Source organism: Myxococcus sp. MISCRS1 (assembly GCF_026626605.1).
Classification (GTDB): Bacteria; Myxococcota; Myxococcia; order Myxococcales; family Myxococcaceae; genus Myxococcus; species Myxococcus fulvus.
Window position 1 is genome coordinate 3,550,124 of the sequence record NZ_JAPNKB010000001.1, and the last position, 12,892, is coordinate 3,563,015.

General features: G+C 71.8%; 11 protein-coding genes. 8 read left to right on the top strand and 3 right to left on the bottom strand.

Annotation, left to right across the window (positions count from 1 at the left end):
- Positions 1-98: 98 nt before the first annotated feature.
- On the top strand, positions 99-482 hold the full coding sequence (locus OWM54_RS13620) for a hypothetical protein (RefSeq protein WP_046711388.1): 384 nt from the start codon (positions 99-101) through the stop codon (positions 480-482).
- Here OWM54_RS13620 and OWM54_RS13625 read toward each other — a convergent pair.
- The 3 genes from OWM54_RS13625 to OWM54_RS13635 all read right to left on the bottom strand — a co-directional run bounded on the left by OWM54_RS13625 (position 472) and on the right by OWM54_RS13635 (position 5,094).
- Positions 472-2,082: an adenylate/guanylate cyclase domain-containing protein gene (locus tag OWM54_RS13625; RefSeq protein WP_267697785.1), complete on the bottom strand. Its 1,611-nt coding sequence runs from the start codon at positions 2,080-2,082 to the stop codon at positions 472-474. The genes OWM54_RS13620 and OWM54_RS13625 overlap by 11 nt on opposite strands.
- Positions 2,083-2,115: 33 nt before the next feature.
- Entirely contained in the window at positions 2,116-2,970 is an 855-nt protein-coding gene (locus OWM54_RS13630) for a metallophosphoesterase family protein (RefSeq protein WP_046711386.1), read from the bottom strand.
- 111 nt (positions 2,971-3,081) lie between these two features.
- Positions 3,082-5,094: an AsmA family protein gene (locus OWM54_RS13635; protein ID WP_267697786.1), complete on the bottom strand. Its 2,013-nt coding sequence runs from the start codon at positions 5,092-5,094 to the stop codon at positions 3,082-3,084.
- Between the two features lie 252 nt (positions 5,095-5,346).
- Between OWM54_RS13635 and OWM54_RS13640 the strand changes: the two genes are divergently transcribed.
- The 7 genes from OWM54_RS13640 (at position 5,347) to OWM54_RS13670 (ending at position 12,867) form a co-directional block, all read left to right on the top strand.
- Complete coding sequence (locus OWM54_RS13640; protein WP_046711384.1) at positions 5,347-5,646, top strand: DUF378 domain-containing protein; 300 nt, start codon at positions 5,347-5,349, stop codon at positions 5,644-5,646.
- Positions 5,647-5,903: 257 nt separating this feature from the next.
- Complete coding sequence (locus OWM54_RS13645) at positions 5,904-7,115, top strand: PEGA domain-containing protein (RefSeq protein WP_144426598.1); 1,212 nt, start codon at positions 5,904-5,906, stop codon at positions 7,113-7,115.
- Positions 7,112-8,059, top strand: coding sequence for a tRNA glutamyl-Q(34) synthetase GluQRS (gluQRS, locus tag OWM54_RS13650; protein ID WP_267697787.1), 948 nt, complete (start codon positions 7,112-7,114; stop codon positions 8,057-8,059). Before OWM54_RS13645 ends, gluQRS begins: the two co-directional genes overlap by 4 nt.
- Positions 8,060-8,194: 135 nt before the next feature.
- Positions 8,195-9,139, top strand: a complete 945-nt coding sequence (locus tag OWM54_RS13655; protein ID WP_046711382.1) for a hypothetical protein — start codon at positions 8,195-8,197, stop codon at positions 9,137-9,139.
- Positions 9,140-9,461: 322 nt separating this feature from the next.
- Entirely contained in the window at positions 9,462-11,300 is a 1,839-nt protein-coding gene (locus tag OWM54_RS13660; RefSeq protein ID WP_267697788.1) for a patatin-like phospholipase family protein, read from the top strand.
- A gap of 97 nt (positions 11,301-11,397) precedes the next feature.
- Positions 11,398-12,003: an AgmX/PglI C-terminal domain-containing protein gene (locus tag OWM54_RS13665; RefSeq protein WP_074949665.1), complete on the top strand. Its 606-nt coding sequence runs from the start codon at positions 11,398-11,400 to the stop codon at positions 12,001-12,003.
- Positions 12,004-12,030: 27 nt separating this feature from the next.
- The gene (locus OWM54_RS13670; protein ID WP_223746309.1) at positions 12,031-12,867 is read left to right on the top strand and encodes a GNAT family N-acetyltransferase; all 837 of its coding nucleotides are present in this window, start codon (positions 12,031-12,033) and stop codon (positions 12,865-12,867) included.
- Positions 12,868-12,892 lie beyond the last annotated feature (25 nt).

The following is a 12,892-nucleotide window of genomic DNA, read 5'->3' on the forward strand; positions in this document are numbered from 1 at the left end:
TCGCTGGAGGACACCCGCGAGGTTTCCGCGGGGGGGCTCTTGCACGCTCCATGGCCGTGGGCACATTCTTTCCATCGGCTTCCCCGGGGAGGTGGGCGATGCTTTCCATCCAGGAGCATTCGACGACGGAAGAAGCGAGCAGCGACCTGCTCGACTTCATCCTCCAGCCGTCCAACTGGCTCTCGGCCGCGCGCCGGGAGACGGACCCTGCCGTATGGCCGGGTCAGAACACGCTCTACCAGCGCCGGGTGGGCCCGCTGCGCATCAGCGCGTGCGTGGAGGTCTCCGCGGGGCTGGAGGTGCTGCTGCACATCGCCTTCCGCGCGCCGGGGCTCACGCCCGTGAAGGCGGCGGACCAGCTGGAGAGCTTCCTCAAGGAGCGGCTGCCGCTCACGCCCAACTCCGAGTGGCAGGTGGAGGTGGACGAGCGCCGGTGGATCCACTTCTCCCGGCGCTACGCGGCCTCGCACCTCACGGCGTGAGGCTGTCCAGTCGGTGATGGCGCAGGGGCTGCGCCACGTTCTTCACCGGCGTCTCGGTGAGCGCGCCGAAGCGCAGGCCCTGGATGAAGGGCTCGGTGGAGTCCACCAGCACGTCCCGGGCGCTCGCCATGACGAGCGTCTCGCGGAAGCCCGCCAGTGACTGCAGGCGCGCCGCCTGGTTCATGCCGCTGGAGAAGGCGGTGTACTGACGGTTGGGGCCGAAGAGGCCGCAGTTGACGTGGGCCAGGTTGACGCCCACGGCCACGCCCAGACCGGGGAGCTTCACGCGCTCGCACAGCGCGGCCACCTCTTCACGCGCGCCGAGCCTGGCGGTGAGCGCCTGGATGTCGCACGCGGCCCGAACGGCGGCCTCGGCGCGCTCCTTGCGGCTGGACTTGAAGAAGGGCGGGCCGAACAGGCCGATGACGCAGTCGCCGACCATCTTGTCGAACACGCCGCCGTGCTCCCAGATGCAGTCCACGGCGCGCGCGCTCCACTCGTCCACGAAGCGGCCGATGTTGCGCGGGCTGTCGAAGCCGTGCTCGCAGATGCGCGTGAAGCCGTTGATGTCCGCGAAGAGGATTCCCACCTCCTGGTCCTGCGCGCGCAGGTGCTGCGCGTAGTTGGGGTCCTGCAGGAGCGCGTCGATGATGCTGGTGGGGAAGAACTGCGACAGGTGGATGCGCTCGCGGTTGTAGTCGAGCAGGCGCTGGCTGAGCGTGGAGGCCAGCACGCGCAAGAGGTCCATCGTGTACGCGGAGAAGCCCTCGTCGCAGGCGACCGCGATCTTGCCCAACGGCTCGCTGGAGGCCGAGCCGGAGATGAGCACCGCCTCGGTGGTGCGGCCGGGGAGCAGCTGGCGCAGGGCGGAGACCTCCTCGGACAGCAGGCGGTGGCCGTGCTGGCGCAGGGCGCGCTCCACGTCCTGGCTGGGCTGCTCGCCGCTCTCGAACTCCAGGTGGCCGTTGCGGTACAGGCGGTAGTGGAGCACCTGGGGGCGCACGGCGTCGCGGTAGAGCAGGAGGAAGGAGGGCACGCGCACGCGCTGGGCCAGCGTGAGCACCGCCTGGTCCATGCCCACCTCGAACACGGGGTTGGCCAGGTGCGCGTTGCACTGGATGATGAGCTGGTGCTTCTCCGACGCGGTGTGGACCAGGCACAGCACGGTGTCGAGCTGCTCGGCGATGGTGTCGAGCAGGCGCAGGGCGCGGGCCGAGGCCTCCGGTGACGTGTGGTCTCCGGAGAAGAGCAGGCCGAAGGAGCCCACGGGCTCTCCGGCGACGTCGAGCGGCTGGGTGACGAGCGTCGCGTCTCCGATTCGCTGGGGTCCGGGGGCGCCGTCGAGCAGCGGGCCGGGGAAGTCTCCGCCCCAGTCGCCCTCCTGCCAGGTGCGGGTGCGCAGGTCCTCGTCGCGCGTGGTCAGCGCCACGGCGCGGGCGCCGGTGAGCGCGAGGATGGGCGGGAAGCAGCGGCGGAAGGTCTGCGTGAGGTTCTCACGCGCGCGGAGGCTCTCCTCGAGGAGGTCATCCACCGCGCGGTGGAGCGCGCGCAGCGTCTTGTATTCCTCGAGGCTCAGGTCCGTGGCCAGCGGATGCGTCATGGGGCGGGTTCTACCGCCGAGGACGCGGCGTTGTCACAGGGAGGGCGTCTGGACCTGGCCGCCCACGACCTGGCCGTGGGCCACCTCGATGAGCCAGTAGCCCTCGTGGCCGGCCTCGGTGGAGGAGCCGGCGCCGAAGATGTGGGGGCGCTCGGCGGTGGCGGGGTGGTGGTAGCGCTGGTGGATGTGGCCGTGGAGGACGGCATGGCGGGGGCCTGGGAGCAGCCCCAGCAGGGCCTGGGCGTCGCGCAGGCCGTGGTGCCAGCGGTCGGCGCGTCCCTTGCGCGTGAGGGGCGCGTGGTGGACGACGACGAGGATGGCGCGGCCGTCCAGCCGGGGGTCCTTCAGCAGGGCCGCGAGGCCGTCGAGCTGGGCGTCACCGATGACGCCGTAGGAGAGGCCGGGCGAGCGAGGGACGCGCGCGGACAGCAGGCCCACGACGGCGGCCTCGGAGCCCACGAGGCGGACGAAGGGGAAGGCGCCCTCGCGGCGGTGCTCGGGGAGGTCGCTGTGGAGCAGGTGGCCGAAGTGGCTGGCGAAGCGGCCCTTCTGGTGGCTGCCGGGGGTGTAGACGTCGTGGTTGCCAGGGATGACGGTGCAGCGGCCCGGGTCGTCGGAGAGGGGGCCCAGGGCCTGGCGCGCGCCCTTGAACTCGCTGTCGAGCGCATAGGCGGTGAGGTCGCCGGAGAGGATGAAGTGGTCCGCGGCGTGGCGGTCGACTTCGCGGGCGATGGCGGAGAGGGCGTGGGGCGCGCGGGCGTAGCGCTTCGCGCGGCCGCCGACGGTGAGCTCGGCCAGGGCGACCCAGCGGCGCCAGCCGAGCTTGCGCAGGGGCAGCGCGAAGTAGTCGTCGGTGACGTGGACGTCGGAGCAGTGGATGAAGCGCATCAGGACTCCCGCCCGGGAACGGCGGGCCGGGTGTCGACATTCTCTCCGGATGAGGGGTGGGGGGAAGCGCCATCGACAGGCGCATGCCCGCTCATGGGCCTGGCGCGCCCGCTACTTGCGAGGTCTGCGGAACAAATCCCCCAGGCCCTTGCGCGCCTGGTTCACCGGGTCCTCGAGCGCCTTGGGCACCGCGGGCAGCAGCCCCTTCGCGATGTCCGTGGGACTGCCCGCGCTCACCTTGGGCTCCTTCAACGTGCCGGTGATGGTGAGGGGGATGGACACCGGCGCCTTCACCGGAACCACGCCCCCCGTGAGGCTTGAGACGAAGTCCTTGGAGGCCTCCACCGTGCCCTCCAGCTCCAGGCGTTGATCCAACCCCACCCGCCCCTTCAGCGTCCCATCGCCCAGGTCCGACTGGAACGCCATGGGCTCCGAGAACGAGACCCAGCCATCCCGGACATCGAACCGCGCGCTCAGGTCCCGCAGCCGCGTCCCCTTCCCCGCCTTCTGGACGCGCTCCGCGGAGCCCGGCTGTCCCAGCTGCGTGAGCCCTCGCGCCAGGACCGGGGCCAGCGTCGCCCCCAGGTCCGCCGTCGAGAGGGCCCCATCCCGAAGCCGCACGCTCCCGCCTCCAGTGACGTGTTCGCGCTGCGTCGCCCAGTCCAACCCCTGGCCCACCAGGTGGAGCTCTCCACTCGCGCGGCCCTGCAATGACGACTGGTCGGACAGCGCCTGGAAGGCGCGCGCGGTGTCCATCCCCTCGAGGTCCGCCTTCAGCGTCCATGCGGGCCGCGACTTCGTGAGGTCCACCTTCGTGCCGGAGAGGTCCGCGCGGCCTCCGTACACCGTCGCCTCGCCGCGTTGAACGACGAGCACCCCGTCATCCAGCTTCGCCTGTGCCCTCACGTCCGTCGCCTGGAGCGCGCCATGGCGGAGGCTTCCAAGCCCGAGCACACCGTCCACCTCCACCTTCTCCAGTCGCGCGCGCAGCGAGGCCGGGAGCGCCGCGGAGGACGACTGCGCCTGCGACTCGGGCGGGAGCGCGCCGAGCAGGTGGCTCAGGTCGAGCTCCTTGCCCTCCAGCGCGAACCGGACGCGCACCGGCGCCACCTGGACCGACGCGGTTCCCCCCAGCTCGACGCCTGGGCCCGAAAGCGCGAGGCGGGTGAAGTCCAGCTTCGTGGCCCTCGGGTTGGCCGGGTCCACCCGCGCGCCGAAGTCGAACGAGCCGCTGGCCGGGTCTCCGCGAAGCCGCAGCCCCTTCGCCGCTCCGTGGCCCGAGAGGACGTAGTGCCCCGCATCCGTCTTCACCTGCGCGTCGACGTCCACCAGGCCCCCGGTGAAGGAGGCGCTCGCCGAGGGGGGCAGGAAGTCGCGGAACGCGCGCACGGAGAGGTCCCTGCCGCGCAGGTGCATCGTCACCGTGGGCCAGGGCTGCCCCGGCTCCGGCTTGCGAGTGGGGAGCGGGTCGACCTTGAAGTCCACGTCCACGTTCTGCTTCGCGGCGGCCACCGCCCCCTTCAGTGAGCCCTCGAGCGGCAGGCCGGGGCCCACGTGCTCCAGGTCCACATCCAGGTCCTGGAGCACGGCCACGGCCGTGCCCCCCGCCGCCTGTCGGTCCGTCACCTGCACGACGCCATCGCGAATCCTCAGCGCCTCGACGGAGGTCTCCCTTCCTTCCTCCGCGCTGGAACCTCCCGGGGCCTTGCCCACGGCCTCGTAGTTCCACGTCCCGTCCTCCCGCCGGACCAGGTTCACCCGTGGCGCCTCGAGCTTCACCGCGCCCACGCGCACGTCCTTGCCGAGGCTCCGGACGAGGGGCCAGAGCTGGACGGTGGCGCTCGCGCGAGGTGCCTCGATGAAGACGGGCTCGTCGCCTTCACCCTCGGCCCGCAGGTTCGTGAGGGTGGCGCCCGGTCGCGGGAACCAATGGGCGTCCAGCTTCTCCAGGGTGACCTTGTGACCGAGGGCACGGGTGGCGACCGTCTCGACCTGACCGCGCAGCCGCTCGCCGAGCCAGGAAGGCTTCACCGCCAACGCGACGACCAGCAGCACCAGCGCCACGGCCACGACGCCGAGCGCGACCTTCAAGGCGTGGTGATGAGAAGGGGCTCTCCTGTTCATCGCATCCTCTTCTTCTCCATTGCGTCAACGATGCGCAGACCCGGGCTTCGCGGTGCCCCCCGACGGGACGACCCTCCGGTGGGACGCCCCTGGCTCCAGTGAGGCGGGGCGATGCGGCTTGGATGCAGCGCCGCAGCCCGCGAGAGCGGTCGAGCCATCGCGTCACGCCGCTCACGCAGACCCTACGTTGACAGTCGGAGGTTGCGACGCGCGCCTCCCGGTTCAACGCATAACGACTCGAGGAGACAGGTCATGGAACGATTGGAAGCCGACCGTTTGAAGTCGGGACTCGCGAAGGGGATGGCCGTACTCGCCATCATCGGCGCCATCAACTGGGGGCTGATTGGCTTCTTCAACTGGAACCTCGTGGCGGCCATCTTCGGTGGCGAGACACGGGAGCAGGCGAGCGCTCTCTCGAGACTCATCTACTGCATCGTGGGCCTGGCGGGAGTCGCGCTCGCGCTCACGTTCCCATGGCGTCGCATGGAGGCCACCACGACCACCACGACGACCACGCTGACAGGCCGAAGAACCATGAGCGGGAGGACCTGAGCCAAGAGGACGCCTCTCTCCACACATCCGGAGGAGCACCGTCCGCGACGCCGCGGTGAGCCTCACGCGCGTGCTCGCGCTCCTCTCGGCTGAAGCGCCAACGCCTCCCAGGTGTCCCGCATCGGCCGCTTCGCGCCCGACGGCCGTGCGCGTGCCCTGGAGAGGCTCCCTCGGCCGATCGACACGGGCAGGAGCTCCGTCCGCGCGGCATCGCTCGCCGCTCCGTGCTAGGAACACGTTCGGAGTCACCGCCGACCATGAAGCGATTCGCGCTCCTGCTCTGCCTCGCCCTGGGCGCCTCTTCCCTCGCCGCGCAGCCACGCGTGCCACGGAAGAAGGTGGCCGTGCTGCCCTTCCAGGCCATCTCCGGCGATGTCCCCGCCCGGGCCGGCCCTCGCCTCGCCGCGCGGCTCGCCTCCGAGGTCCATGGAACCGCCGGGCTCGCGCTCGTCGACACGCCCGCGACCACGCCTTCCGAGACCACGGTCGACGCGCTCGCCGCCGCGCATGCCGCCGTGCAGGAGGCCACCACCGCGCGAGCCGCCCGTGACTTCTCCCGCGCGGATGCCGCACTCGGCCGCGCGCTGGAGTCCTACGCCGACAACGCCGCCCACCTCACGGACGGCGCCGAGCTCTCCGACACCTACGCCCTGCGCGCCGCCGTGCGCTACGCCGTCGGCCGCGATGACGAGGCCACCCTGGCCCTCACGCACGCCCTGTCCATCGCGCCCGGGCGGCCCCTTCCTCTCGCCGCGACGTCTCCCCTCTTCGCGCACACCGTCGAGCGCGTCCGCACCACCCACGCCGCGCAGCCTCGCGCCACCCTCCGCTTCGAGTCCGTTCCCTCCGGCGTCGAAGTCACGCTCGATGGAATCAGCGTCGGCACCACGCCCGTGCGCGTGCTGCACGTGCCTCCCGGCGCGCACCTGTGGCGCGCCACGTTGCCCTCGGGCGAGGTCGTCTCGGGCGTGACGGAGGCCGTGGCCGAGCGCGAGGTGCCCGTGCTCCTCATGCCTCCGGGGGAGGGCCCCGCCGCGTCGCTGGCGCTGGCGCTCTCCAACAATCAACTCGATGCATCCACGCTCAAAGCCGCGTCGACCCTCGGTCGCGACCTCGGCGCCGACCTCATCGTGCTCGGCACCCTGTCTCGCTCGGGCGCGGGCCTCGCCCTCGACGCGTTCGTCCTCGCGCCCGGCGACACCTCGCCACGCAGGCTGCCTCGCATCGCCATGGACCTGGAGCTGCTCGACGCGGGTGAGCCGCTGCGCGCGCTCGCGGCACAGCTCGCCTCGCGTGGCGTGGAGGCGGGGCTCGGCGAGTCCGTGCCACTCTCACCGAGTCCCGGAGCCTCGCGCGGCGCACGCACCTCGCAGACGGTCTACGCCGTGCCTGTCGAGGCCACGGCGAAGCCCGTGGCGCCCGCCCGCAAACCTGCCGATGCCATCCGCAAGCCGCTCGTCCGTCCATGAGCACCTTCCGCGGACGCTTCGCGCCCAGCCCCACGGGCCGGATGCACCTGGGCAACCTCCGCAGCGCGCTGCTCGGCTGGCTCCAGGCCCGCGCCGCCAACGGGCGCTTCCTCTTGCGCATCGAGGACCTCGACCGCGCTCGCTGCAAGCCCCAGTACGTCGACGACCTGATGCAGGACCTGCGCTGGCTCGGCCTCGACTGGGACGAAACTCCCCTCATCCAGAGTCAGCGCGACGACCTCTACCGCGAGGCCCTCGCCACGCTGGAGCAGCAGGGCCTCGTCTATCCGTGCTTCTGCACCCGCGCGGAGATTGCCCGCGCCGCCAGCGCGCCCCACGGCCTCTCCGAAGAAGGCCCCCGCTACCCCGGCACCTGCGCCCACCTCACCTCCGCGCAGCTCTCCGAGCGCGCCAAGACCCGCGCTCCCGCCATCCGCTTCCGCGCGCGCCCCGGCGAGGTCCACTTCATCGACGCGCTCATGGGCCCCTACGCCCAGGACGTCGACGCCGTGGTCGGTGACTTCGTCGTGCGCCGCAACGACGGCGTCGCCAGCTACCAGCTCGCCGTCGTCGCCGATGACGCGGCCACCGGAATCACCCACGTGCTGCGCGGCGACGACCTGCTCTCCTCCACGCCCCGCCAGCTCCAGCTCTACGACGCCCTGGCGAAACGAGCGCCCGACTTCCTCCACGTCCCACTCGTCCACGGCGAGGACGGCAAGCGCCTCGCCAAGCGCGAGGGTGCCTTCGCCCTCGCTGAACTGCGCGAGCGCGGCGTCGCCCCCGTGCGCGTGCTGGGCCTGCTCGCCGCCTGGAGCGGGCTGGGCGACGGGACGCCCAGGACACTCGACGAGCTGCTGCGCGCCTTCTCCATCGAAGCCCTCCCCCGCTCGCCCGTGGTGGCGAGGGAAGCCGTGCTCATCGAGGCAGTCGGCCTGCGGTGAGCCTCCGCCGCCTCCCTCTCACCGAGGGGGCGTCCTGGAGCCGTGGAATCGTCCGTTGCTCGACGATGCCCATCTTTGCCGCGGAACCCGAGCAGCCCCCTTCAGGGGTGCTCACCGCGGCAGGAGGCCCGGCCCATGGCAACAACCATCGTGGAAAGAGAGAAACCCGGCGTCATCTCCGCCAGTGCGGGAACGCCCTTCAAGCTCAGCTGGGGCGCCATCCTCGGCGGCACCTTCGTCGCGCTCGGCGTGCTCATCCTCCTGTACTCGCTGGGCCTCGCGCTCGGACTGTCGTCCGTCGACCCGAGCAACCCGGGCAGTGCACGCTCGGCGGGCATCGGCACCGGCATCTGGGGCCTCATCGCTCCGCTCATCGCGCTCTTCGCCGGAGGCTTCGTCGCCTCCCGCACCGCGGGCGTGGTGGACAAAGGAGGCGGCGCGATGCACGGCGCGGTGATGTGGGGACTGACGACCATCGCGGGCGTCGCCCTCATGGGCATGGTCATCTCCACCATCGTCGGCACCGCGGTGCGCACCGCCACCGGAGTGGTAGGTGCCACGGGCGCCGCCGTCGCGGGCGCCGCCTCCCAGGGTGACCAGGTCGCCAACGCCTTCGGCCTCGACGCCAACGACGCGCTCGGCCCGGTGAACGAGCGGCTGCGCGCCGAGGGCAAGCCCGCCATCACCGCCAACCAGCTCGAGGCCGCGACGAAGGACATCGTCACCACCGCCGTGCGCACCGGCGACGTGAACCGCGAGCTGCTCGTCGGCTCCATCGCGGAGAACACGCGCCTGTCCCGACAGGACTCGGAGGACGTCGCCAACCGCGTGCAGGGCCAGATTGACGCCGCCAGGGCGAAGGTCGGCCAGGTGGGCCAGCAGGTGCAGCAGGGCGCGCTCGTGGCCGCGGACAAGTCGGGCCGCGTCTTCTGGGGCATCTTCGGCGCGCTGCTGCTGGGCCTCATCGCCTCCGTGCTCGGCGCGGGTCTGGGCGTGAGCAAGCGCCAGCGCGTCTACGCCGAGGGCGCCATCTCCACGCCGGGCACGGGCACGACGACCCGCCGTGAGGTGTATCCGTAAGGAAACGAAGCCCCCGTGAAGCACACGCGAGGCCCGCTCCTTCACGGGGGTGGGCCTCGCGTCGTCTCCTCCGGCCCATCGCTCGCTCTCGATATCGGGCCGCGCCTCACGAAGCGCGGCACGTTCGCACAACCCACAAAAGGCCCCTGGCTCCGAGATGACGCGCGGTTGCGATGTTCATCGCGTCGCCACGGAACACCCCGCACCTCACGACGACGCGCTGGGACGTGGGCCTCCTGCGGTAACCTGCTCGCGAGTCGTCATCAGGGGGGCGCCCTCACACCTCCAGGCCCCCAGTCACGCTCCATGACGGGGGAAGCTCGTGAACCGAAGTCGGACGTCCCTGCTGTGTCTCGTGCTGCTCGCCACCTTCAATGGCGGCTGCTTCCTGCGCACCGGCTACATCCTCGAGGCGCTCAACGAGCCCTCGGAGCCGAAGACGCCTCCTTTGCCCCCCTCCTTCCGCGAGCGCGTGGGCCGCCTGACGCGCGCCCACCTGGTCGACGCCTACGCCGACCCCGCCGAGGTCGCGAAGTGGATGTCCGCCCTCGGCGGCGCCCCCCGCCCCATCGTCGAACAGGTGGAGTGTCTGCGAGCCCACGCCGGCGGCAGCAACGCCACCTGCTACGATGCCTTCCTTCGCGCCACCGTCCCAGGTGGCCTCTGGGGCCTGCCCGCCCAACCCAAGAGCGTCAACCCGACGGCGCCCACCGCCGCGGAGGTCGACGCGCAGCGCTTCCTCGGCAACGCGATGGGCATCGCCGCGTCGCTCGCCGCGCTGGGCGACTCGCTCTCGGACCCGATGAACCCCAGCCTGCTCAACCAGGGCCTGCGCGAGGGCGCCGAGTCCGCCGCGCAGTATGTGAGCGCCCGCCGCTGGAGCCGCAAACTGGGCCGCCCCTCCAACGCCATCGTCCTCAGTGGCGGCGGCGCCAACGGAGCCTTCAGCGCCGGCATCATGTGGCGCCTGCTCGGCGTGCTCGAACAGTGCCGGGGCAAGCCCGAGCCCGAGGGCTGCGGCGACGCGCGCATCGACCTGGCCGCGGGCTCCAGCACCGGCGCGCTCATCAGCACGCTCGTGGACCTGTTCCACACGCCCGGCCACGAAGAGAAGGCCCGCGACATGCTCCTGGGCAACTACACCTGCTCGGTGGAGTCGGACCTCTACTGCGTCAACTCCACGTGGGTGTGGAAGATCGCCTCCGACCTCAAGGGCCTGGTCCGCTTCGACGGCGTGGAGAAGAAGCTGCGCTCCGCCGTCGTCCCCGCGCAGCTCACCAACGGCACGGAGCTGATCTCCGTCTCCGTCGACTTCGAGACCGGTGACGTCCACGGCGTCAGCGACCAGGACCCCGCGGACTTCTCGCCCACCGCCACCGATGCGCAGCGCGTGGACGGCCTCATCAACGCCGTGCTCGCCTCCATCGTCGAGCCCGTGCTCGCCGAGCCCGTCCCCTGGATTCCCTCCAGCAAGGGCCGCCACGCGGGCACCTTCCTGGATGGCGGCGTGCGCTCGGGCCTGCCCGTGCTCCAGGCCGTGCAGCGCGGCGCCGAGCGCGTGCTGGTCATCTCCACCGGCAACCTCGAATCCACGCCCGTGCCGCCCCCGGACAACGCCGTCACCACGCTGATGCGCACCATCGACCTGTTCGTCGCCCAGCCGCGCGTGGGCGAGGTGCAGCAGGCGGAGCTCGCCGCCGTGGGCCGCCGCTTCGCCGAGTACAACGTCTGCGCGCTGCGGCTCGCCCAGGTGGAGGACCCCACCACCACGGAGCCCTACTGCCGCCGCACCGGCACGGGCTTCGTGCCCACCGAGCCGCGCTCGCTCCAGGCCGCCACCAGCATGTGGCTGGGCCCCGCCCGCTTCGAGCAGGTCGCGTCGAGCTGGCGCACCTCCTGGATGTTCCGGCCCGAGTCGCAGCTGGCCACCGCCAGCGGCTACTCGTTCTCGCCCCAGGTCATGCGCCCGCTCTTCAAGGAGGGCGTGAAGTCCTTCCAGCAGCGCTGCGCCGAGGTGCTGCGCCTGTTCGAGGTGCGCGGCACGCTCGCCCAGAACGAGTGCGCCCGCCCCGTCGACGACGTCGTCACCGAGGCCGAGTCGCGCTTCGCCCCGATGGGCCAGTGCACCGACGGCAAGCCCGACCAGCGCTCCTGCGATTGAAGGCCCCAGAAGGCCGGGGCCCGCATCCCGTGCCATGCGGGCCCCACGGACGCCGGCGTCGGCATATCCTCGCGCGCCCGCTTCACCCGAGTGCGCCATGTCCCAGAGCTCCACCACCCGCTGGCTCGCCCTGCCCCTGGTCTGCCTGAGCCTCCTCCTGCTCCTGGCCGCCCTGGCCTACTGGCTCACCCAACCCACCTCCCCGCCGCCACCACCGCCCGAGGAGCCCATCGCCCAGGCGCCCCCGCCGGCCCCCACGCCGCCGCCCCGCCTCACCCCGCCGCCCGTGGTGCCGCCCCCCGCCTTCCCCTCGCCCCAGTCCGAGGTCCCCATCCCCGAGCAGCCCGACAAACGCCGCGTCATCCAGACCGAGTTCACCCTCGAGGAAATCCACGGTGACTTCCGCCCCGAGGACATCGAGGCCGCCCTCAAGGCGGTGACTCCGCTCGTGCAGCAATGTTTCCAGGATGCCGCACAGCGAAACCGGGGCCCACAAGCCGTGAAGCTGCGCTTCAACCTGGAGTCACGCGGCGAGGGCGAGGGGCGGATGGACAAGGGGGAGGTGCTGGCGAGCACCATCCCGGACCCGATGGTGCAGGCGTGCGTGGTGGACTCGCTGCTGGACATCGGGTTCAAGACGCCGTCCCGAGGGGGCCGGGCAACGGTGGTGTACCCCTTCGAGTTCCGCGTACCGTTGGAGTAAGGTCCCCGAGCCCCCAACCCCACCTCAATGCCCGTCTCCGTCGAACAGCTCGGCCCCCAGGACGCGGACGCCCTGCGGGCGTTGCTCTCGAAGGACCCGGTCCACAACCTCTACCTCTTGGGGTTGCTGGAGGAGTTCGGCATCGCCGCCCGGGGCCGCATCCCCTTCGCCTTCTACGGCCGCTTCGACAACAAGCTGCTGACGGCCGCCGTCTTCGTGGGCGGAGAAGGCGGCCTGGTGGTGCCCAGCGCCAGCGACGCGAGCGCCACGAGCGTCATCGCGGACGCGCTGGCCTCCTCGCTGCGCCTGAAGGCCGCGGTGGGCGACAAGTCCTCGGTGGACGCGCTCCTGCGCAGCCTGTCCCCCGGCAAGCCCCGGCTGTCGCGCACGCAGCGGCTGTTCAGCGTGTCCGCGGATGACCTGGGCCCCTTCACCAACCCGCTCCTGCGGCTCGCGCGCGAGGAGGACCTGCCCCGCCTGCTGCCGCTGGCGCAGGGCTACGTGCGCGAGGCCATGGAGCGAGACCCGCTCTCCGAGGACCCCCGGGGCTACGAGGCCCGCGTCGTCCAGCGCGTGCGCCAGAAGCGCACCTACGTGCTGGAGGAGAACGACGCGCTGGTGCTCAAGGTCGACATCGGCAGCCGCTCCCAGTACGGCGCGGAGCTGGAGGGCCTCTACACCCTGCCCTCCGAGCGCCAGAAGGGCCACGCCACGCTGTGCCTGGGACAGATTTCCCGGCACCTGTTGTCCTCGCTGCCCCGGCTGACGATGCGCATCGACGAGCGCGACGAGAGCACCGCCCGCATCGCCCGGAAGGTCGGCTACCTGGCCGGCCGCACGTGGCGGCTGGTGCTGGTGGAGTAGCTCGCCCAGGCCGGGCGCGATGCCG